The sequence below is a fragment of the uncultured Porphyromonas sp. genome, from assembly GCF_902489635.1.
Taxonomy (GTDB): Bacteria; Bacteroidota; Bacteroidia; order Bacteroidales; family Porphyromonadaceae; genus Porphyromonas.
In genome coordinates this window covers 1-22656 of record NZ_CABUAN010000035.1, presented here as the reverse complement: position 1 = coordinate 22656, position 22656 = coordinate 1, and the positions used below count along the sequence as shown (strand labels likewise).

Here is a 22656-nt window from a genome sequence, read left to right as displayed (position 1 = left end):
AAATCTCCACGTGGATATTTTTTATTTCCCAGGTAGGAAATAAAAAATTCTTCGGAGGAATCAAATGAAACTTCGGAGGAATTGTTTGACGCCCACGTGGAAAATAAAAAATATCCACGTGGAGATTTGAGATTTTCCACGTGGATATTCGAGAAAGGAGGGAATCGGACGAATTTCCCTGTAAAGATATGTTATTAGAGATTAGAGGTCAGAGGTTAGAAATTAGAGGGTTTCGTGGAGGCTCTGCTCTTTATTTTGTAACTTTGTGGCGCTAAAGACTGCACATCAATATAAACTTATCATACACCTCTATGGAACTACTTCAAAAGAACGTACAGCGCGCTAAGGCTAACAAGCAGCGCATTGTACTCCCCGAGGGTCTCGAGCCTCGCACCCTCCAAGCTGCTGATCGCATCATCGCTGACGGCATCGCTCACATCATCCTCCTAGGCAACCCCGCCGAGATCCAGGCTAAGGCTGCTGAGCTAGGGCTTAAGCATATCGATCAGGCTGAGATCATCGATCCACAAAACCACGCTCGCCGTGAGGCTTATCGTGACCTCCTGATGGAGCTACGCAAAGCTAAGGGCATGACCCGAGAGCAGGCTGACGAGCTAGTGGTCAATCCGCTTTACCTTGCCTGCCTAATGATCAAGTCTGGCGATGCTGACGGTGAGGTAGCTGGTGCACACAACACGACGGGCAACGTGCTCCGCCCCGCACTCCAGCTCATCAAGACACGCCCAGGACTCAAGGTGGTCAGTGGCGCATTCCTCATCTTCTCTCCGCTCAAGGAGTATGGCGAGAACGGCTTCTTCATCTTTGCAGACTGCGCCGTCACGCCCAATCCTGACAGCAACGAGCTCGCACAGATCGCTATCGCTTCTGCTGACACGGCTCGTAGCATCGGCGACATGGAGCCACGCATTGCCCTCCTGAGCTACTCTACAAAGGGCTCTGCCAAGAGCGAGATGATTGACAAGGTTACCGAGGCTTACAAGATCGCTAAGGAGATGGCTCCTGACCTACTCATCGATGGTGAGCTACAGGCTGACGCAGCTATCGTGAGCAAGATCGCTGAGCTCAAGGCTCCTGAGAGCCCCGTAGCTGGTAAGGCTAACGTCCTCGTCTTCCCGAACCTAGAGGTGGGCAACGTCGCTTACAAGCTCGTCGAGCGTCTCGGTCGTGCTACCGCTGTCGGTCCTATCCTACAGGGTATGGCTGCTCCAGTCAATGACCTCAGCCGTGGCTGCTCTGTAGACGATGTCTACAACGTGATCACGATCACTTGCAACCAGGCTATCGCAGCTAAGAAGTAATTCATCACCCCCTTCCCTTTACTAAAGATACATTATGATCGTACTAGTCCTTAACTGTGGCAGCTCGTCTGTCAAGTATTCACTATATGATATGCCTGAGGCTCGTATCCTCGCTTCAGGCGGTATTGAGAAGCTCGGCCTGCCCGACTCTTTCATCAAGTTTAAGACGACCGACGGCAAGAAGGTGCAGATAGACCGTCCGCTACCCGAGCACACGGTGGCTGTCGAGTTTATCCTCGAGATCCTGACGAAGTCTGAGTACGCTGTCCTGGACAGTGTCGACCAGATTGAGGCTGTGGGTCACCGTCTCGTACATGGTGGTGAGGCGATCAATAAGAGCGTCCTCATCAATGACGAGGTGATCGAGCAGGTAAAGCGTGTCTCTGACCTCGCTCCACTGCACAACCCACCCTCACTGAAGGGTATCGACGCTATCACGAAGCTCCTCCCGAAGGTGCAGCAGGTAGCTGTCTTTGATACGGCCTTCCACCAGACGATGCCCGCATATACCTATATGTATGCGCTACCCTACGAGTACTATGAGAAGTACGGGGTACGTCGTTACGGCTTCCACGGCACGAGCCACCGCTACATCAGCCATCGTGCTTGCGAGATTCTTGGCAAGGACTTTGACAAGACACGCATCATCACCTGCCATATCGGCAATGGTGCTTCGATCGCAGCCGTATGCAATGGTAAGGTCCTCGACACCTCTATGGGCTTGACCCCTACGGATGGTCTGATGATGGGCACTCGCTGCGGAAGCATCGACCCAGGTATCGTACCCTTTATCATGGAGCATGAGAAGATGACCCCGAGCGACTTCTCGACGATGGTCAATAAGAAGAGCGGTGTACTCGGCATCAGCGGTGTCTCCTCCGATATGCGTGACGTAGAGCAGGCATCCGAGGCTGGCAACGAGCGCGCTAAGCTTGCGCTCGAGATGTATCGCTACCGTATCAAGAAGTACATCGGAGCCTACGCAGCTGCTATGGGCGGTGTCGATGTCATCGTCTTCACGGGCGGTGTCGGTGAGAACGACCAGACGACTCGTGAGTCAGTAGTCTCTGGACTAGAGTTCATGGGCGTCGAGTTTGACTCAGCAGTCAATCGCTCTAGCCGTGGCGAAGAGAAGGTACTCTCTAAGCCCTCTAGCCGTGTGACCGTCATCTGCGTCCCCACCGACGAGGAGCTGATGATAGCACGTGACACGATGGATCTCGTCAAGTAAAGCGAGCCACGCAGCTCGTCACAAGATGACAAAATAGCCGTAGGGGCGGACATCCACAGATGTTCGCCCCTACCTCATTATATATAGGTATGCTGTCCTATCTTGTGAGCGTGTCGAGGCGCGAGTCTGTGTGCCTCGTCAGATCTCTTTGTATCGTGCTGGCTTTCTAGTATATATGAGTTCCAAAAATGGTTCCCCTCTTGGAACTTTTTAGTTTCAAGGGAGGAACTCTTTAGTTCCAAGGGAGGAACTATTCCTTTCCAGCGTTGGAAACTTTGTTTTCCTCCCTAGGAAAGGTTTCTTTCCACGAGAGGAACGTCTAGCTACTCCTACAGCTAAGTATAAGTCGGTAGCAGGCGCCTTTGGATGAGGGCAGATCTAGAGAAAACGGGGCTTGTCATCGCTCAATCATCTCAGCGAATTACCTAACAGATAGTATTGAACGGTTGTTACTTACTGCCGATATACCTACAATATGCTATCTCTTGCCGTGAGTCATTGTAAGCCCCTGCCGTACCTTTGTGGTAGAAATCTGTCGGATCGTCGGCAGGCTCCACAAGATGTCGCGTAGTAGAGGATTCGTTCCCCTGATTCTCTTCGATTTACCCTCCGCTATACCCATCTTGAGGTACGCTAAACAATGTAAGGGTGGCTGATGAGGCTCCCCCTGCGTTTGATTCACTCGGATGTCAAACACGCTATAATAATATATGAAACGATTCATATCGTATCTCCTCTGTGGTCTCGTACTTTGCACCGTACAGCTATCAGAGGCGCAGACTGTGGACACTTTGTCGCAGACCTCCGCACCAGCTCCTCGTCGGCTCACCATCGGTGGGTATGGAGAGGCTGTCGCATCGAGGATGTTTTACAGTAATAACTTCAAGCGCTACACCGATGCGGAGCTCTACAAAGATGCTCGTAGCTTCGGTCAGGTAGACTTGCCACACGTTGTTTTCTTTGTTGGTTATGATTTTGGTCATGGTTGGTCTCTAGGCTCTGAGATCGAGTTTGAGCATGGTGGCACGGAGAGTGCTGTCGAGATCGAAGAGGAGGAGACTGGCGAGTACGAGTCTGAGATAGAGCGTGGTGGCGAGGTGGCTCTCGAGCAGTTTTGGCTACAGAAGAGCTTCTCACCAGCACTCAACCTGCGCATAGGACATATGGTCGTACCAGTCGGAGCAACCAACGCATCTCACATGCCGACAGAGTTCTTTACGGTCTACCGCCCCGAGGGGGAGAACACGATCCTGCCCTGCACCTGGCATGAGACGGGTATAGGCCTGTGGGGTAAACTACCTAACTGGCGGTATGAGGTGATGGGTATCGCCGGGCTAGATGCTGACCGCTTTAACAATAAGGACTGGATCCATGGCGGGGCGGGTAGTCCCTACGAGTTTAAGATGGCGACGAACTACGCCTGCGCCATGCGCGTGGACAACTACTCGGTACGCAACCTGCGCCTCAGCCTGAGCGGCTACGTCGGGACGAGCGGTCGCAACACGCTCAATGCGACAAATAAGTATGACCATATCAAGGGTCTCGTCTGTATCGGAGCTTTTGACTTCCAGTATGCTAATCCACATCTTATCTTGCGAGGCAACGTGGACTACGGACATCTAGGCGACTCGATGGAGATCACGAAGGCTAATCGCACGACCCGCAAGGACTCACCCTCACCCAAGAATAGTGTCGCCAAGGCGGCTTTAGCTGCAGGCCTGGAGGGTGGATATGACCTTTTCTCAGCCTCGGCCAAGCTACGTCAGCTCAAGCAGCGTCTCTACCTCTTCGGGCGGTATGACTACTACGACTCCATGTTTCAAGTAGTACCCAGTATGACCGACGAGCCGGAGTGGGAGCGACAGAAGTTTACCGTCGGACTCAACTACTACCCGATCCCTGAGATCGTCGTCAAGGCTGAGTATAGCTATCGTATGCTGCACAAGCAGTTCAACGATGAGCCGACGATCAGCCTCGGTATCGCCTACTTTGGCATGTTTCACTTCTAGATTCTTTTAACTCAACACAATACAATCGACTATGAATAAGTATACCTACATCTTTAAGATGCTCCTTCTCTCAGTCGTGGGCATCCTCCTCGTCTCTTGTCAAGAGAGCGACGAGCCCAAGGCAAAGCAGCTAGACCCCGAGCAGACGGCACTCGTCAAGCAGTTCGTCGAGGGTGTCGTAGTCCCCACCTACAAGTCTCTAGCAGACAATGCTATCGAGCTGTCTGGGCTTTGCGAGGAGCTGATGAAAAACCCCTCTCAAGAACTGGTCAGCAAGGCTTGCAAGAAGTGGGTTGAGGCGAGAGCTTACTGGGAGCTTAGCGAGGCTTTTCTCTATGGAGCTGCCGGTGACTACAACATCGACCCGCACATCGACTCTTGGCCTCTGCAGAAGAATCAGCTAGACAACATTCTTCAGAACAAAGACCTCCTTAATGAACTCAAGGAGGAGGGTCCAGATGCCAAGGGCTTCGCTTCTCTAGGCTACGGTCTACTAGGCTTCCACGCTGTGGAGTACATGATCTTTAGAGATGGACTGCCTCGCAAGGTCGCTGAGATCACAGAGCCTGAGCGCATCTACAATGCAGCTGTCGCTGAGGACCTAGCTCGTCAGGCAATCCGCCTAGAGGCTAGCTGGGCTGGCATTGACAAGGTGACGGCTGACAAGAAGAAGACACTTGAGGATGCCGAGCTCCTCCCCACAATGGACTACGGTCAGCTCATGATCGCTGCTGGGGAGCAGGGTAACAGCGCCTACAAGAGCCAGAAGGATGCTCTCGTACAGATCCTACAAGGTGCAAGTGACATCTCTGACGAGGTGGGCAACACAAAGATTACCGACCCGGTCAACTCGGGCAATGTCCTAGACGTGGAGTCTTGGTACAGCTGGAACTCTATTGAGGACTTCACTGACAACCTCCGTAGCGTCCGCAATGCTTACTACGGCTCTCTCGACGGCACTGTCCACAATCACTCTCTCGCTACCTACATGGCTAAGCAGCATCCCGAACTAGACAAGGAAATCCGCTCTGCCATAGACAATGCGATCAAGACAGTAGCTGCTATGCCAGCGCCCTTCCGCAATAACCTAACGAAGGAGGCTACTAAGCCCGCCATTGAGGCGTGCAATGCGCTCCTTGAGAAGATCGATGCAGCTATTGAGGCTGTACAGAAGTAATCAATAACCAACCGTCATACCATCTGCAGGATCCCTAGAGGAACCCTGCAGATGTATGATAGTTTTTTAGAGGAAGTTGTTATGAACAAGGTATTAAGCATATGTAGCCTGATAGGCTGTCTGGCTCTTCTGAGCGCATGTAGCTCAGACTGTCCAGATCCAAGCGAAACGAATCCATACGAAGAGCAGTACTATAGCGGGGGAAAGCTAGGCACCGCGTTCAATAACACGGCCACCTGTTACGAGCAGTTTACCCCTGCAGTCGAGGAGGCTGGTTTGGTCGCTAGGTTTAAGAGGGGAGAGCGCCTCTTCGAGAATCCCTTTGACACCTCTACCGATCCAAACTTCCCGCTGCGTGGCTTAGGACCCCTATGGCTACGTGCTAGCTGTATCGCTTGCCACCCTGGCTACGGTCATGGTGCTAGACAGACCGAGTACAACTCGAACATCATAGGTAACGGCTATCTACTCGTCCTCACGGACCAAAACGATAACTACCTATCCTCCCTCACAGGTATGCCTCAGACGCAAGCTGCGCCACCCTTTAAGGCACCACTTGATGAGCGTAAGATTAGGATAGACTGGCTCCCCTACACAGATGAGTGGGGCAATAAGTTTGACGATGGCGAGACTTACGACCTTATTTACCCAGAGGTGACCATACCGGAGGATGCCTTCTACGTCCCTCTGCAGGCCAAGGGCAAGGATATCCCATACTCCGATCTACGCGTCCGCCTCGAGAGTACCATCGGTATCTACGGTACGGGGCTGCTCGACGCTATCAGTGACGAGGACCTCCGTGCGCAGTATCAGACGGAGGAGAAGCATGGTGCCAACCTCAACCCCACCGTGTGGAAGAATGGCGACTTCGTTAGGTACTACGTCAATAAAAAGCAGGGCGATGGCACTAAGTACCTTCCTCGCTACACCTATGGCTTGACACGTGGTAGCATACAGGATGGCCCTGGAGCTAATGCTATCTGGAACATCACCAACGTAACTCGTAGCGATCGTCGCTACCACTATATGACCCCTACCTATGCTAAGGTAGCTTCCGAAGATCCCGAGGTTCAGGCTAAGTTTTACACCTACTATCCGGAGTGGAGGAAGAGCGGTGATGTCAAGAAGGACATCTACGACTACCTAACCTCTAGTGAGCTCCCCGCTGATATGACCGACGAGGAGTATATCGACTTCATGGTGTGGCACCGCGGACTAGCCGTCCCATCGGCACGAGATGCTGATAGCAAAGAGTTCCAACAGGGTAAGAAGCTCTTTGAGGAGATGGGCTGCGCTACCTGCCACCGTCCTACCTGGACTACGGGCGAGGATCAAATTCGTGATCCGAACAACTTCTTCGTAGGTGCTCGTGCTAGCCTCCTGCCACGCTACCCTCATCAGAAGATCTGGCCCTACACCGATATGATCCAGCACCAGCTACAGATGAAGAACAATATCCGCACAGGTTGGTGTCGTACCACTCCACTGTGGGGGCGTGGCCTGAGCATGAAGGCTACTGGAGCTGGCGATCGTCTACACGACTGCCGTGCACGTACCGTGATCGAGGCGATCATGTGGCACGGTGCTAAAACTAGTGATGCAAGAGCGGCTGTTGAGAAGTTTCGCAAGCTCAGCAAGGAGGAGCGAAAAGCTGTCGTCACCTTCATTGAGTCTATCTAATCTCTAAAGTCTAACCTCTAACTAACTTCTACCCCTCTCCTGAGCAAGCATTTGCCAAAGCAATAGATTATGATAAAAGGTTAGTTATCAGGGGAGGGGAGATACATACACCCAAACACTTTGTTCTTATGAAGCACTTAACTACACAGCTAGCTCTGCTGGCACTCATCCTTGCTAGCTTACCAGCTTGTCAGCGGGAGTGTGGTAGCGACACGCCTCAGACGCTCAGCGAGGAGTACTACAGCGGCGGTAAGCTAGGCACTACTTTCAACAACACCTCCTCCTGCTTCGAGCAGCCCACGGAGGCTATCGCACAGGCTGGACTAGATGCCAACTTCAAGCAGGGCGAGCGTCGCTTTGAGACGGCGCACGCTGCTGGTGATGTACCAGGTCTCACCTTTACGGGGTTGGGACCGCTGTATAATCGCACATCGTGTGAGGCTTGTCACCCTGGCTATGGTCATGGTAAGCGCATCACACGCTACAATAGCGAGGAGATGGGCAATGGTTGTCTCATCATCGTGACTGACAAAGAGGGGAATATGGCTACCTCGCTCGGCTTAGTGCCTATGACTGTCGCACTGCCTCCCTTCAAACCTATGATCGATGCTGACAAGATGACCATCGACTGGCTCCCCTACACGGACGAGTGGGGCAATAAGTTTGACGATGGCGAGACCTACGACCTCATCTATCCTGAGGTGCATCTGCCCGCAGAGGCTCTCTACTCACCGCTAGAGGTGAATGGCAAGCCCTATCCAATAGATCAGGCGGTCGTCACGCTTGAGTCTACCATCGGCATCTACGGCACGTGTCTACTTGATGCAATCAGTGATGAGGATATACGTCAGCAGTATATCAAGGAGGCTCCGCACACACCGCTCAATCCCGCCATCTGGGCTGGTAACGACTTCGCCCCCACGGGGGTAGACGCTGCAGGGCACCCTATGCGCTTTGACTACGCGTGTGACTTCACCAAGCTCTCTGCCAATGTGAGTCTATGGGAGGTGTGCAACATCATCACGCCGATGTTTCGTAAGTTTTACGTACCAGAGGCTTACGCACGGACGGCTAGCAAAGACCCCGAGGTGCAGGCACAGTTCTACAAATACTTCCCAGAGCGCAAGAAGACTGGCAATGTGGAGCAGGATATCTACGACTTCTTTACAGCTACAGACCTGCCCGTCGAGATGGACGCACAGGCTTGCTACGATCTGATGGTGTGGATACGTGGTCTTGCGGTGCCAGCTGCGAGAGATATAGACGCACCCGATGTGCAGCGTGGTAAGCAGCTCTTCACCGAGATAGGTTGCGCTACTTGCCACCGTCCCTCTTGGACTACGGGCGATGATGTGGTCGTGGATGTGTATGGCCTGACCGAGGGTGGCAAGAAGGCTATGCCTCGCTATCCCAAGCAAAAGATCTGGCCTTACACCGACCTAATCCAGCACCGGCTCCACATGCAAAACGATATCCGCACAGGTTGGTGCCGTACCACTCCGCTCTGGGGACGTGGTCTGAGCCAGAAGGCTTCGGGTCACCAGGATCGTCTGCACGACTGCCGTGCACGCAATGTCATCGAGGCGATCATGTGGCACGGTGCTAAGGATAGTGATGCTCGCTTTACGGTAGAGAAGTTTCGCAAGCTCAATCGCAAGGATCGTGAGGCGGTTGTCAAGTTTATCAACGCTGTATAGCTTCACACACTAGATACAATATAAATATGGTGTGGCGCAAGCTCCCCTTCATACTACTACTTATCACGGTGGCTGTCCTCGCGACAGCCACTGTGGTTGAAAAGCTTTACGGTACGCCCTTCGTGCAGGAGCATTGGTATGGCTCCCCGCTCTTTACCATCTTGTGGGTGCTGCTCTCCTGTGCTGGACTACTCTATATCTTACGGGCTAAGCTCTACAGACGCTTCTGGATCTGGATGATCCACGTCTCACTGCTGGTCATCTTGCTGGGTGCTGGCGTGACTAGCTGGACTGCTATACATGGACGAATCAAGCTCCAAGAGGGTGCCAGCCCTACGGATCGCTATCAGAGTGAACAGGGAGAGACACTGACCCTCCCCTTTGAGGTCGCTTTGGAGCGCTTTGATCTGACTTACTACACAGGGACCCAATTCCCGCTAGACTACCAGAGCAATCTCCTCATTCAGGACGGGGAGCGGTCGCAGAGCCTCCGTGGTGCTGTCTCGATGAATCGCATCTTCCGCTACCGATTCTATCGCTTCTACCAGTCAGGCTACGACCCAGAGACGACCTCCTCGATACTCTCCATCGCTTACGATCCGTGGGGTATATCGATCTCTTACCTAGGCTATGCGCTCCTAGCGATCAGCCTCGTAGGGGGCATGTACGCACGCCGTCGTAAGGTGAGACAGCTCCTCAAGCAGGCTCTAGTCTCTCCCGTGGCGATGCTCCTGATACTCCTTGCTGGTGGTACGCTCTCGGCAGAGGCAAAAACTCCTGTGACGCCACTCCCCAAGACGATCCCCGCTAGTGTGGCGAAAAGCTTGGGCGAGTTGCATATCCTGTACAACAATCGAGTCTGTCCCCTAGAGACCTACGCGCAGGAGTTTACCGAGAAGCTCTATGGACGCAGTAGCTACCGAGGCTATTCTGCCGAGCAGGTCTTGGCGGGTTGGATCTTTTACTACGATAGTTGGGTCAATGAGCCGATGATACGGATCAAAGATCGGAGCATACGCAAGCTGCTCGAGTGCTATGAGGGTCAGCGGGTGAGCTACTTACAGTTCTTTGACCTACAAGGCAACTATCGCCTGGAGGCTCTGCTGGACAACTACATACAGCACCCCGACCAGCCCGGACGCAAGGCTCTCTTTGAGGCACACGAGAAGTGTCAGGTGATACAGAGCTTAGGGCTAGGGGAGTCGCTTGCGATCTTCCCCGTACAGAGCCATGGAAGTATCGCGTGGTACCATCCTGCCTCTACCGACCTACCCGCAGAGATGCCGCTAGATCAGTGGACCTTTGTACGCAAGAGCTTTAACTACCTCAGCGAACTGGTCATCATGCAGCAGTGGGATGAGGCGCAAAACTTCCTCGTCAAGCTCCGTCAGTACCAGCTCAAGGAGGGCGGTGAGAGCTGTCCCTCGGCTGTGCGCTTTCGCTCCGAGATCTACTACAACCAGCTCTCGCCTTTTATCGGACTCCTCGCCAAGATCCTCGCCACCGTCGGTATCTTGCTCTTCATCTGGACGGCCTATCAGCTCTCCGTGGGGCGACTCGTGGATCCGCCATTTGTCAAGTGGGGCATCTGGATCATCATCTACGGCAGTATGCTCTACCTAACCCTGATGGTGATCCTGCGCTGGATCGTCTCGGGATATGTACCGCTGAGTAATGGCTTTGAGACGATGCAAGCCTTAGCCTGGATTGTACTGCTACTGACCATACTTGCCGGACGCAAGCATCGAGTACTGATCCCCTTTGGTCTGCTCATGGGTGGTCTGTCGCTCTTGGTTGCCTCCTTCGGGGGCAGCAATCCGCAGATCACCCCGCTGATGCCAGTGCTTCACTCGCCGCTACTGAGCATCCATGTGCTGGTCATCATGATAGCGTATAGTCTCTTGGCCTTTATGATGCTCAATAGTTGCATGGCGCTGATCCTGTCGCGACGCTCCACCGTCGGGACGCACCTAGAGGCACTCAGTAGGCTGCTCCTCTATCCAGCGGTCGCGCTGCTGGCTATCGGTATCTTCATCGGAGCCGTCTGGGCCAATGTCTCGTGGGGACGCTACTGGAGCTGGGACCCCAAAGAGGTGTGGGCACTCATCACGCTCATCATCTACGCCCTGCCACTACACTGCGAGTCGCTGCGCTGCTTCCGCTCGCAGAGGTTCCTGCATGTCTATCTCTTGATCGCTTTCGTGTCGGTGCTGGTCACCTACTTCGGGGTTAACTTCTTCCTCGGCGGGATGCACAGCTACGCATGATGCTCCCTCTTACGAAGCGTTAAATCCACTCCACGGAGGAAAAACTAATTCCTCCGTGGAGATTTTTTTCCCCCATGTGCCCATTGTCCTTTACGCAACAGTCTCAAATGTAGGGAAAAACTTCGTGGGGAGGCACCCCCGCCCTCTAATCTCTAATTACATATTTTTACGGGGAAATTTGTCCGATCACCTCCTTTCTCGAATATCCACGTGGGGAATCTCAAATCTCCACGTGGATATTTTTTATTTTCCACGTGGGCGTGATTCATTTCTTCCGAAGTTTCATTTCATTCCTCCGAAGTTTCATTTGATTCCTCCGAAGAATTTTTTATTCTCCACGTGGAGATTTCGAAATATCCACGTGGAAATCAGTTTGCCCCGACATAGCCCTGTATCGAAGTATAGCTAGTTCTAAATTATTGTAACGAGTGGGCGTCGAATTTGCCCAGATAGGAGTGACGCATCATAATCGCGCTTTCGGGCGGGGCTCATTTCACTAGACAGTTCCAGTCTAGACTACCACCAGCACCTCAAAACAGGAATTAGCCATAGGAGTTAGCCCATACGGGTGCTAGAGCCTCACGACTTGGCTCGTGGTCTTCTTTTATTTAGTAACTTTGAGGCGTGTTATATCCCTAGTAATAGATAGACATGATGCAAGACAAGACTGACATACAGGCTGCAAAGGATGACTTGAGGTACCTTCAGCTCCTCTCTAACCAATTCCGCAACTCGGCCGAGGTCTCTACAGAGATCATCAATCTGCAGGCGATCCTAAGCCTTCCGAAGGGTACGGAGCACTTTCTCGCAGATGTGCATGGTGAGCATGAGGCCTTCGACCATGTGCTGAAGAATGCCTCCGGCAGCGTGATGCGTAAGATACGCGAAGTCTTTGCAGGGCAGATGATGGAGCAGCAGATGCGTGAGCTAGCTACGCTGATATACTATCCGCAGGCTAAGCTGGAGCAGCTCCATGAAACTGGCGAAATAGACGAGGAGTGGTACAAGGTGACACTTAACCGCCTCGTCAAGGTGTGCCGTAAGGTGGGGGAGAAGTACACCCGCTCGAAGGTGCGCAAGGCGCTACCACTTCAGTATAGCTACATTATCCAGGAGCTACTACACGAGGACGGGGTCAACCCCAACAAGTCGGCTTACATCTCTAGCATCATCTCTACAATCATCTCCACGGGCAAGGCGGAGGACTTCATCTGCGCGATCTCAGCGACGATCAAGCGCCTCGTCATAGACCGCCTCCACATCGTGGGCGACATCTACGATCGTGGCCCTGGTGCTCAGTACATCATGGACACACTACTAGACTACCACAACGTGGACATACAGTGGGGCAATCACGATATGCTCTGGATGGGTGCTGCTGCTGGCAATGATGCGTGCATCGCTTGCGTCATACGTATCGCTCTGCGCTACGCCAATCTAGACACCATCGAGGATGGATACGGGATTAACTTGATGCCACTCTCCCGCTTAGCCAGTGAGGTCTATGCGGACGATCCGTGCACTTACTTCAAGCCTAAGTTGGGCGACTCAGACGCTTCGTACGATGAGAAGGGCATTTACCTGATTAGCCAGATGCACAAGGCGATCAGCATTATCCAGTTCAAGCTGGAGCATCAGTTGATCGCTCGCCACCCTGAGTGGCAGATGCAGGAGCGTGACCTACTCCACAAGATAGATTTTGAGGCTGGTACGGTCGATCTCTCGCATACCAATCCCAATGAGGACTATGGCGTGCATGAAATGCTCGACATGAACTTCCCCACGATCGATCCGAAGGATCCATATCGTCTCACGCCCCAAGAGGAGGAGGTGATGGACCGCTTGCGTCGCTCCTTCGCCACGAGTGAGCGGCTCCATACGCATATAGACGCTTTCTATCGACTCGGTAGTATGTACCTCGTGTGCAACGGCAACCTGCTCTACCACGCCTCGATGCCACTAGACGCTTCTGGACAGCTCAAGGCGGTGCGTGTACTAGACTCGCAGCCCCTACGCGGTCGTGCGCTACTTGACGAGATAGATCGTGTGGTGCGCCTGGCGCATCCCTCTAGGCATGCTCACCCGAAGCATGAGGCTGCCGTGGACTATATCTTCTACCTCTGGTGCGGTCCCGACTCGCCACTCTTTGACAAGTCTGCGATGACCACCTTCGAGCGTTACTTCGTTGCTGACAAGAAGACACATACGGAGACTAAGGGCTACTACTTTAAGTATCGCCAAGATCTAGAGACCATCGAGATGATCCTCCGTGAGTTTGGTCTAGAAGGCGAAGACTGTCACGTCATCAATGGACACGTGCCGGTCAAGGTCGCCAAGGGCGAGAAACCTATCGCTGCTGGTGGCAAGCTGATGATCATCGATGGGGGCTTTAGCCGAGCTTATCAGAGTAGTACAGGCATCGCAGGCTACACATTGATCTATAATTCGCAAGGTATGCAGCTGGTGCAGCACGAGCCCTTTACGACGATGCGCCGTGCGGTAGAGCTGATGGAGGATATCAAGAGCGTGACGGTCATCTCGGAGCGTACGACACACCGTATGCTGGTGGCCGATACGGACGTAGGTGCTGACCTGCAGCAGCAGGTGGACGATCTGGAGAAGCTCCTCCACGCCTTCAACGCTGGCCTCATCAAGGAGCGCAAATCTCTCCCCCAAATCCATGCCAAGTAATGTCTCGGAGGTCGTCTCTCTGAGCTGCATCGGTCGGCTTCTCACTCTTATATTATAGTAGAAAAACTCTTTCGTATGAAAGGAAAGATCATTAAGGTGCTGTGGTGGCTCTTTGGAGCCTTTTGGACTTTGGTCTTAATCATATTCATATTGATTTGGCACGGCGTCATCGGCTATATGCCTGATGTGGAGCAGTTGCAAAACCCTATCGACAAGTATGCCTCTGTCCTCATCTCGGACGATGGTGTGCAGCTGGGATCCTATGCGCACGGCTCGACAAATCGCATCTACGTGAGCTATGACGAGCTGGCAGAGCCTCTGGTGCAGGCTCTGGTAGCTACGGAGGATGTGCGCTTTTACAAGCACTCGGGTGTCGACATCCGAGGCGTGGGGCGTGCTATTGTCAAGCGAGGCATGCTGCGCAATACTGCTAGTGGAGGCGGTAGTACCATCACACAGCAGCTGGCTAAGCAACTCTACTCACCTCATGCTAAATCAACGCTGCAGCGCCTCCTGCAGAAGCCGATCGAGTGGGTTATAGCAATCAAGCTCGAGCGCAACTACACCAAGGAGGAGATCATAGCGATGTATCTCAATCAGTTTGACTTCCTCTACAACGCTATCGGTATCCGCTCGGCTGCACAGACTTACTTTGGCAAGAAGCCCTCAGAGCTAACTCTGAATGAGTCGGCGATGCTGGTGGGGATGTGCAAGAATCCCTCGCTCTACAACCCCGTCCTGCATGCTGACAGCGATGCACCGCTGAATCGTCGCAATACGGTACTCCTACAGATGAAGAAAGCGGGATACATCTCCGAGGAGACCTACACGACTGCCATTGCTGAGCCGATCCATATCAACTTTACCAGCAATGCACATTCCGATGGCTTGGCTCCCTATTATAGAGAGTTCGTGCGTCTCTTACTGACTGCCAAAAAACCTAAGCGAAGTGACTACTCGCAGTGGAATCAAGAGCAGTACGCCATTGACTCGCTCCTCTGGGAGACACAGCCGATCTATGGGTGGTGTCAGAAGAACAAGAAGTCTGACGGATCGCACTACGATCTCTATGCCGATGGACTCAAGATCTATGGTACGATCGATAGCCGTATGCAGCAGTACGCTGAGGAGGCGGTGCAGAAGCACATGAGCGAGTTTGTACAGCCTAACTTCGATCGTGAGATGCGAGGCTCTAAGCTGGCTCCTTATAGTAGCGACCTGACAGCACAGCAACGCAAGGATGCTATCGAGCGTGCCCTGCACAACACGGATCGCTGGCGATCGCTCAAGAAGCTTGGCATGTCGCCAGAGGAGATCCGCAAGACCTTTGACCAAAAGCGCAAGATGCGTGTCTGGAGCTACAACGGCTGGGTCGATAAGGAGATGACTCCTCGGGACTCAGTACTATACTATAAGCACTTCCTCCACACGGGCTTCATGGCGATGAATCCGCACAATGGTAATATCCTGGCTTATGTCGGAGATGTGGACTTTCGTACGTTTAAGTATGATATGGTCTCGCAGGGGCGACGACAGGTGGGGTCGACGATCAAGCCTTTTCTCTACTCCCTCAGTATGATACAGGGTATCTCGCCCTGTGAGCAGGTGATGCATCAGCCGATCACGCTCTATGATGCCAATGGCAAGGCGTGGACGCCGCGCAATACTGGAGCTAAGCGAGTGGGGGAGATGGTCTCGATCAAGTGGGGACTGCAAAACTCCTCTAACTGGGTCACGGCCTACCTAATGGGACGAACATCGCCCTATACCTTTGTTCGCCTGCTCCACTCCTTCGGTATCAAGGGCGACATAGATCCTGTCGTCTCGGTGGCTCTCGGTACGCCCGATGTGACGGTCAGTGAGATGGTGGCGGCTTACAGTGCTTTTGTCAATCAAGGCATCCGTGTCGACCCGATTCCTGTGACTCGTATCGAGGATCGCTACGGCAATGTGGTGGCGACCTTTACGGCCAATCTTACGGAGGTACTTCCCGCACGAGCTGCATTGCAGATGCTCGACATGATGCGCGCTGTCGTCGATGGCGGTACGGGCGGCCGACTACGCTTCCGACACAATCTGACGATGCCTCTGGGTGGTAAGACGGGTACGACACAGCGCAACAGCGATGGTTGGTTCGTCGGCTTCTCTCCAGAGATCGTGGCCGGTTGTTGGGTCGGTGGCGAGGAGCGCTCGATACACTTCCGCTCGATGGCGTATGGCCAGGGAGCCTCGGCTGCTCTGCCTGTCTTTGGCTACTTTATGAAGGCTGTCTATGCAGATCCTTCGCTGGGCTACTCGGCGAATACGCCATTTAACGTGCCTGCGGGCTTCTCTCCGTGTGGCGAGCAGGCAACGGTCGATCTACACGAGCCTCTGAACGACGCTGTCGATGATGCTGTCGACGATGTTATGGAGGATATCTTAGAGTGATTATGGAGTCGACCTTAGAGTGACGAAATAAACTTTTAGGCGTTTGGCTCTCTAAAGACCAGAGAGATGGAGCTGTTGATGCCTCCAGAGACTTAAACTGACGCTCTCTAGGAGCTTCAAAAGAGTATTGCTCAGACCTTCAAAGGTTAAGGTGTCTTACAAATGCTGCTTATGTCATTTGTTTTTACGACCTTTGCAATCGGTTTGAGTACACTGAGTATTTGTACCCCTTTGCGTACAGCGCTCTTCTGTGGATGATTAGAGTGCGTGAACGCATTGTAGAGTTAACCCTTTAAATCGAGTATAGCCATGGCAATGAGACAATTAAAAATCAATCAGTCGATCACCAATCGTGAGAGTGCATCGCTGGATCGTTACCTCCAAGAGATCGGGCGGACGAGCCTCATATCTCCCGAAGAGGAGGTGGAGCTGGCGCGAGAGATACATCGTGGTAATCGGCGTGCATTGAACAAGCTGGTGGAGGCCAACCTCCGGTTTGTCGTCTCTGTGGCAAAGCAATATCAGAACCAAGGTCTGAGCCTTCCTGACCTGATCAATGAGGGAAACATTGGGATGATCAAGGCGGCCGAGAAGTTTGACGAGACACGTGGATTTAAGTTCATCTCCTACGCTGTATGGTGGATTCGTCAGTCTATCCTGCAGGCACTTGCCGAGCAGTCACGCATCGTGCGTCTGCCGCTCAATCAGGTGGGACTGCAGCAGAAGATGAATAAGGCGATCGTCAAGTTTGAGCAGCTCAATGGTCGTCGTCCTAGTCCGCAGGAGATAGCTGCTGAGCTAGAGCTCCCCGAGGACAAGATCCGTGAGGCACTCAAGGTGCAGGGCAAGCATCAGTCGCTCGACGCTCCCTTTGTGGAGGGCGAGGACAATAACATGCTAGACGTCCTGGTCAATGAGGACACGCCCTCGACCGATAGCAGTCTGATCAACGAGTCTCTCTCTGCGGAGATAGATCGTATCCTGGATCAGCTGGGAGATCGTGAGGCGGAGGTGCTACGCTGCTTCTTCGGTATCGGTTGTCCTGAGATGACGCTCGAGGAGATCGGTGAGCGTACTAAGCTCTCTCGTGAGCGTGTGCGTCAGATCAAGGAGAAAGCGATCCGTCGTCTCAAGCAGTCTGACCGCTGCGAATACCTAAAGGCATATCTTGGATAGTCGTCTCGCTCGATAGCAGAGGCGCATCACAACTACATAAAGAGCCTCATTGGTCTAGCATACGACTGTAGCTAGAGCAATGAGGCTCCTTTCTATACGACCCAATAATCTCATATTATATGACAGACAAGACAACTACCCCCTCGACCGACTGGCTAGGCTATCTGATGGGACTCATCTCATCGGCCACCTTTGGACTGATACCACTGCTGAGCATACCCGTGCTGTCGCAGGGCGTGGCGGAGGGGACGGTGCTGATGTACCGCTTTCTCATTGCAGCACTCATCGTCGGTAGCATCGTCGTGATACGTAGAGAGTCTCTGCGGGTATCGTGGCGAAGCTTCTTGATACTGCTTGCCTTGTCTGTCTTGTACTTCTTCTCCTCCTTCCTGCTCATCGAGGGGTACCAGCACATGCCGTCCGGAGTCGCTACGGTGCTACACTTCAGCTACCCAACATTTGTGGTGCTGCTCATGTTTCTCGTCTTTCGTCAGCGGATCAATGTACTGCAAGGGCTGGCTGTCCTCTTAGCTTTAGGCGGTGTGTCGCTCATCTCTGGCTTCTTTGAGTCAGACGTGACCTCCATACCGCTCAGGCCGTTGCTTACGGTACTTTTCTCCGGCTTTTGCTACGCCACCTACATCGTGATCCTTCGGCACTCTCGCCTAGAGCCGATGAGTAGCTTCAAGCTAACCACCTACGTCATGGGACTCTCGACCATACTCTTTGCGCTCTTTTGCAAAGCTACAGGTGCCAGCCTCGTTTTGGACAATACGACGCAATGGATCTATACCGCCCTGCTAGCACTCATCCCAACCGTCTGCGCTAATATCACGCTCGTCTGGGCGGTACAGCGAATAGGCTCCACGCCTACCGCTATCATGGGCGCGCTGGAACCACTCACAGCCGTCATCGTCGGGGCACTAGCCCTAGGCGAGGAGCTCTCCCTAGGTCAAGGCGTCGGCATCGGCGTCGTCCTGCTCGCCGTCCTGCTACTAGTCGTGTCGCCGCTACTGATGCGTCGACTCAAGAAGGTATAGCTAAAGCTGGCGCACCAAGCTGCGAGAGAGGTAAAACTTGTTCGTCTCGGAGACGTAGACGACAGGCGTCGGGAGCTCTTGCTCCACCCCGTCAACCCACGCTCTGCGCTGGTAGGCGCGTAGCTCGATCTCGTGTCCCTTGTAGTGGATCGTGATCCGCTTCTCCTCGGGCTGGTCGCCCGTTATTTCGCACTGAGCTTGAGGAAAGAGCGCATCGTGTGGCGCGTAATACTCGTCCGACAGCTCCAGCATCGTCTGCTTCAGACCCAGCTGCGTACGCATATAGTTATGCAGATCAATGTTGGTCACACAACCTCTGATGGGCATCAACCGCGGTGGCGTGTAGCTAGCGAAAAAGACCTCTTCGCCTGTATGCCCATGCGTTGTAAAGCCAATGAGCAGGTGACGCTTCATCCAGTCCACAAAGTACTCCTTCAGACGATACTTCTGGCTCCAGCCCAGCTCCGCATACTTCGCCTTGCGTTGCTCAGCCGATAGTGTCGAGCAGGCATAGTCCTCGATAGCATTAATCTCCGCCAGCTCCTCCTCCGAGGGACGTATACTAGTCCATAGGTAGAGACTGTCGGCCAAGTGTGAGAGAGCCGTCTGGCTCGTCTTGCGACCTAGCTCTACCGAGCTATAGCGAAAGCGTGTCAGCGGCATGATCAGTTCATCGAGTGTCAGACGCGCATAGCCCCGATCCACACGACCAATGCTCATACCGCTATTACCATGGTCTGCCGTCACGAGGACGATCGTATTCCCGTCCCGCTGCGCATAGTCCAGCGCCACGGCAACCGCCTTGTCAAAAGCTAGAAACTCCGTAGCCATCGCTACGGGATCGTTGGCGTGAGCAGCCCAGTCTACCTTGCTGCCCTCGACCATCAGGACGAAGCCGTTAGGGTTCTCCAGATTACGGATTGCCGTCTCTGTCATCTCAGCCAGCGAAGGGTAGCGCAGCGTGTCTCCCAGCGAACGCCTGTCCAGGTCGTACGGCATATCCATCTCTCCAAAAAGTGCCCACATACCGCCCCCTCGATGCGCCCGCATAGCTGCGAGATCATCGAGGTAAAGTGCTATACCCTGGCGGTTCAGACGCTCCTTTAGTTCGCTCGTCATCAGCGAGGTGCCACCGCCTAGGAGGAGGTCCACGCCATTGTCCACCATCTGCGGCACGATGCTCTTGTAAAGCTTACGAGAGGACGAGTGAGCCGTGCAGTCTGCTGGCGTAGCGTGGGGAAATTCGCACGTACAGACGACCCCGATACGCTTGCCTTGCGTCTGCTTGGCAGCCTCCAAAAGGGTCACGACAGGACGATAAGCCCACGAAGAGTCGAGCGGTACCAAGTCATTGTGTGGCTCGCTGTACGGATAGGTCGCGATAAAGCCATCGATCGAGGGGACGCCAGTCATATAGCACGAGGTCGTCGGAGCCGAGTCCCCAATCGGTGCATTCGAGCAGTAGGTGATGACACTCCCCGAGAGATAAGGGTCAAGCGATAGGTGCTGCGCCTGAGGGTCTAGTGCCCTCTGGTACCAGCGAGCCAGTGAGACTGTCGGTAGCGAGGTGCCGTCTGAGATGAGGAGGATCACATTCTTCGCAGGTCGCTCTGGTAGGGGGTACTCTCGTTGCTGCCCCACCAGTGAGAGCGTGGGGAGGAGCAGTAGTAAGATACGTAAGATGCTTTTCATAAAGGTTCTATTTAAGGTGTTGTTAGGTTGTCAGTTGGTAGAGCTTCGTACATTAAGGTGAGGCCGATGAAGTCCTCTACCGAGAGACGCTCCGCACGAAGCGTGAAGATCTCATGATCAGCGTAGGGGAACTCCTTGCCAAAGAGCGACATCAAGGCATTGCGTAGCATCTTCCGACGCTGTCCGAAGGCGGTCTTGACCACCCGCTTGAAGTTAGTCTCATCGCAGGGCAGCTCGGTGCGACTATTTCGTCGTGCGATCATCACGCCACCATCTACCTTGGGGGGTGGATTGAAGTCACGCTTAGACACCTTAAAGAGGTAGTCGCAGTCGTACCAGCACTGGAGCAAGACGCTCAGGATGCCGTAGTCACGCCCTCCAGGCGAGGCGCACAGCCGCTGCGCCACCTCGTGCTGCAGCATACCCGCCACAGCAGGGATGCGCTCGCGAAGCTCTAGGATGCGAAAGAAGATCTGCGAAGAGATATTGTACGGATAGTTGCCGATCACCACAAAAGGCGTGTCCGCCCGACCCGGGATCAGTTCCTCAGCGGGGAGCTTGAGGAAGTCCCCCTCGATGATCCGCCCCTCCTGGCTCAATTGCGGGAAGTGCTGGTGCAGATACTCGATACTCTCGTGATCTATGTCGATCACCTGTAGGTCGTGCCCCGCCTCTAGAAGTGGCTGCGTCAGGACGCCCATGCCAGGGCCCACCTCTAGGATCGGCGTGCCGAGATAGTCCGCGACCGAGTCGGCAATGCGCTGTGCTGCGCCACGGTCCGTGAGAAAGTGCTGCCCTAGATATTTCTTCGCTCGTACAGAATCCATAGTTCTTTCGCTCGTTGTCGTGCCAAAAGTACAACTTTTCCGTCAAGGGAGAGGGGAGACTAGAGATTAGAGGTTAGAAATTAGATATTAGAGAGTGGAGGGAGACACATCTTTCGAGCGTGTCATTGATACTGTTGCAGAAGTCAATAGTCTCCTATTGATATTCAATCTGTAGCCCCCAGCACTATTGTATAAGTCCAAGTGATTACATACCTTTGCGCAAGAAGAACATAAATTGAGCCAAAAAGAAAGCAAACGCTTCGCTAAGACCGACCATCTAAACTGCACTAGACCAGCCCCGTGGCGCCAAGCCTCTTACATAGCGTCAACTATCACTCATAAGTCAGACTAGAAGTTATGAAGCTGTACTACATCGTCCACAATGGACAAGAACTAGGACCCTATACGCTTGAGGAGTTGTCCACCCGAGGAGTTACTCCTGATACGATGATACGCGTCGACGGCATAGTCAATGCTTGTCCGGCTCAATCACTGGATGAGCTACGTCCCCTCTTTGGGTACCAGGCACCTGGTCCCAATTCCTACGCAGGAGCTCCGGCTTACGGCACCCCGTATGGCTATGGCAACCCCATGCAGCCACAAAACCGCCCCGTGATGCCACCCGACAACCTGGTGTGGAGCATCCTCTGCGTCTTATTCTTTTTTCCGCTAGGGATCATACCGCTTATCTACTCGATACAGGTCTCTACACACTATGATAGAGGCAACTACGAAGGAGCTGAGAACGCAAGTCGCAAATCGCTTCAGTGGGCTAGGGGGCTTGCCATTGCGGCCGCTGTGTGCATAGGTATTTCCATAGCCATCTTCGTAGCCATAGCTATTGCTGCCACGTCGGCAGTCTCGGCAGCTTTGTAGACACCCTCTTAGCTATTCGACAGGTGGCTTGCCACCGAGAGCGACTAATCAATCTCGTCGAGCATTCTGACTACAAAACAACCGCTTTCATATATCCACGTGAGAAACGCCCCAATTTCTCACGTGGATATTTTTTATTCCTGTCCGACAAAAGTCTGAAAGGGCATATCACGCAGGGCGGACGCATTATATATAAGGACCTCATCTATTCCTCGCTTGTCGTTGTGTGTAGCTCTTGAAAGAGTGCTTATAATGCTCAGCCTGGCTGGAGAAATCCGACGCCAGCTCGTTACAATAATTTAGAGCCGACTACATATCGATACGGGGCTGTGGCGGGGAAAACTGATTTCCACGTGGATATTTCAAAATCTCCACGTGGAGAATTTTTATTTCCCAGGTAGGAAATAAAAAATTCCTCGGAGGAATCAAATGAAACTTCGGAGGAATTGTTTGACGCCCACGTGGAAAATAAAAAATATCCACGTGGAGATTTGAGATTCCCCACGTGGATATTCGAGAAAGGAGGGAATCGGACGAATTTCCC

At 53.3% G+C, this 22656-nt stretch carries 14 protein-coding genes; 12 read left to right on the top strand and 2 right to left on the bottom strand.

Going from position 1 to position 22656, the window contains the following annotated elements:
* Nucleotides 1-311: 311 nt before the first annotated feature.
* From pta to RDM37_RS06925, 11 genes are all read left to right on the top strand, one after another.
* The gene (pta, locus tag RDM37_RS06975) at nt 312-1319 is read left to right on the top strand and encodes a phosphate acetyltransferase (RefSeq protein ID WP_004331071.1); all 1008 of its coding nucleotides are present in this window, start codon (nt 312-314) and stop codon (nt 1317-1319) included.
* Between the two features lie 34 nt (nt 1320-1353).
* A complete protein-coding gene (locus RDM37_RS06970) occupies nt 1354-2550 on the top strand; it encodes an acetate/propionate family kinase (protein ID WP_298889103.1) in 1197 nt (398 codons plus the stop codon).
* A gap of 710 nt (nt 2551-3260) precedes the next feature.
* Complete coding sequence (locus RDM37_RS06965; RefSeq protein WP_308556203.1) at nt 3261-4559, top strand: hypothetical protein; 1299 nt, start codon at nt 3261-3263, stop codon at nt 4557-4559.
* Between the two features lie 31 nt (nt 4560-4590).
* Nucleotides 4591-5736, top strand: a complete 1146-nt coding sequence (locus tag RDM37_RS06960; RefSeq protein WP_308556201.1) for an imelysin family protein — start codon at nt 4591-4593, stop codon at nt 5734-5736.
* An 81-nt stretch (nt 5737-5817) separates the two neighbouring features.
* On the top strand, nt 5818-7416 hold the full coding sequence (locus RDM37_RS06955) for a di-heme oxidoredictase family protein (RefSeq protein ID WP_308556199.1): 1599 nt from the start codon (nt 5818-5820) through the stop codon (nt 7414-7416).
* A 128-nt stretch (nt 7417-7544) separates the two neighbouring features.
* Complete coding sequence (locus tag RDM37_RS06950) at nt 7545-9113, top strand: di-heme oxidoredictase family protein (RefSeq protein ID WP_308556197.1); 1569 nt, start codon at nt 7545-7547, stop codon at nt 9111-9113.
* A 26-nt stretch (nt 9114-9139) separates the two neighbouring features.
* Complete coding sequence (ccsA, locus tag RDM37_RS06945) at nt 9140-11380, top strand: cytochrome c biogenesis protein CcsA (protein WP_308556195.1); 2241 nt, start codon at nt 9140-9142, stop codon at nt 11378-11380.
* A gap of 651 nt (nt 11381-12031) precedes the next feature.
* Nucleotides 12032-14071 carry a fructose-1,6-bisphosphatase gene (locus RDM37_RS06940; protein ID WP_308556193.1) on the top strand — a complete coding sequence of 680 codons (2040 nt, stop codon included), beginning with the start codon at nt 12032-12034 and terminating at the stop codon, nt 14069-14071.
* Between the two features lie 75 nt (nt 14072-14146).
* Nucleotides 14147-16501, top strand: coding sequence for a transglycosylase domain-containing protein (locus tag RDM37_RS06935; RefSeq protein WP_308556191.1), 2355 nt, complete (start codon nt 14147-14149; stop codon nt 16499-16501).
* A 315-nt stretch (nt 16502-16816) separates the two neighbouring features.
* On the top strand, nt 16817-17677 hold the full coding sequence (locus RDM37_RS06930; RefSeq protein ID WP_004331078.1) for an RNA polymerase sigma factor RpoD/SigA: 861 nt from the start codon (nt 16817-16819) through the stop codon (nt 17675-17677).
* A 119-nt stretch (nt 17678-17796) separates the two neighbouring features.
* The gene (locus RDM37_RS06925; RefSeq protein ID WP_308556189.1) at nt 17797-18717 is read left to right on the top strand and encodes a DMT family transporter; all 921 of its coding nucleotides are present in this window, start codon (nt 17797-17799) and stop codon (nt 18715-18717) included.
* On the opposite strand, the gene RDM37_RS06920 is transcribed toward RDM37_RS06925, so the two are convergent.
* On the bottom strand, nt 18718-20409 hold the full coding sequence (locus RDM37_RS06920) for an alkaline phosphatase (protein ID WP_308556187.1): 1692 nt from the start codon (nt 20407-20409) through the stop codon (nt 18718-18720).
* 11 nt (nt 20410-20420) lie between these two features.
* The gene (gene rsmA / locus RDM37_RS06915) at nt 20421-21236 is read right to left on the bottom strand and encodes a 16S rRNA (adenine(1518)-N(6)/adenine(1519)-N(6))-dimethyltransferase RsmA (protein WP_308556185.1); all 816 of its coding nucleotides are present in this window, start codon (nt 21234-21236) and stop codon (nt 20421-20423) included.
* Nucleotides 21237-21593: 357 nt separating this feature from the next.
* Here rsmA and RDM37_RS06910 point away from each other — a divergent pair, with 357 nt between their 5' ends.
* Nucleotides 21594-22112 carry a CD225/dispanin family protein gene (locus RDM37_RS06910; protein ID WP_299366774.1) on the top strand — a complete coding sequence of 173 codons (519 nt, stop codon included), beginning with the start codon at nt 21594-21596 and terminating at the stop codon, nt 22110-22112.
* Nucleotides 22113-22656: the final 544 nt, after the last annotated feature.

What these genes read in the sequence shown, in the direction of transcription:
- RDM37_RS06965 (WP_308556203.1), top strand. Translation starts at nt 3,261, where the DNA reads ATGAAACGATTCATATCGTATCTCCTCTGTGGTCTCGTACTTTGCACC.
- RDM37_RS06935 (WP_308556191.1), top strand. Translation starts at nt 14,147, where the DNA reads ATGAAAGGAAAGATCATTAAGGTGCTGTGGTGGCTCTTTGGAGCCTTT.
- pta (WP_004331071.1), top strand. Translation starts at nt 312, where the DNA reads ATGGAACTACTTCAAAAGAACGTACAGCGCGCTAAGGCTAACAAGCAG.
- RDM37_RS06960 (WP_308556201.1), top strand. Translation starts at nt 4,591, where the DNA reads ATGAATAAGTATACCTACATCTTTAAGATGCTCCTTCTCTCAGTCGTG.
- RDM37_RS06920 (WP_308556187.1), bottom strand. Translation starts at nt 20,409, where the DNA reads ATGAAAAGCATCTTACGTATCTTACTACTGCTCCTCCCCACGCTCTCA.
- RDM37_RS06925 (WP_308556189.1), top strand. Translation starts at nt 17,797, where the DNA reads ATGACAGACAAGACAACTACCCCCTCGACCGACTGGCTAGGCTATCTG.
- RDM37_RS06970 (WP_298889103.1), top strand. Translation starts at nt 1,354, where the DNA reads ATGATCGTACTAGTCCTTAACTGTGGCAGCTCGTCTGTCAAGTATTCA.
- RDM37_RS06940 (WP_308556193.1), top strand. Translation starts at nt 12,032, where the DNA reads ATGATGCAAGACAAGACTGACATACAGGCTGCAAAGGATGACTTGAGG.
- RDM37_RS06910 (WP_299366774.1), top strand. Translation starts at nt 21,594, where the DNA reads ATGAAGCTGTACTACATCGTCCACAATGGACAAGAACTAGGACCCTAT.
- RDM37_RS06930 (WP_004331078.1), top strand. Translation starts at nt 16,817, where the DNA reads ATGAGACAATTAAAAATCAATCAGTCGATCACCAATCGTGAGAGTGCA.
- RDM37_RS06955 (WP_308556199.1), top strand. Translation starts at nt 5,818, where the DNA reads ATGAACAAGGTATTAAGCATATGTAGCCTGATAGGCTGTCTGGCTCTT.
- rsmA (WP_308556185.1), bottom strand. Translation starts at nt 21,236, where the DNA reads ATGGATTCTGTACGAGCGAAGAAATATCTAGGGCAGCACTTTCTCACG.
- RDM37_RS06950 (WP_308556197.1), top strand. Translation starts at nt 7,545, where the DNA reads ATGAAGCACTTAACTACACAGCTAGCTCTGCTGGCACTCATCCTTGCT.
- ccsA (WP_308556195.1), top strand. Translation starts at nt 9,140, where the DNA reads ATGGTGTGGCGCAAGCTCCCCTTCATACTACTACTTATCACGGTGGCT.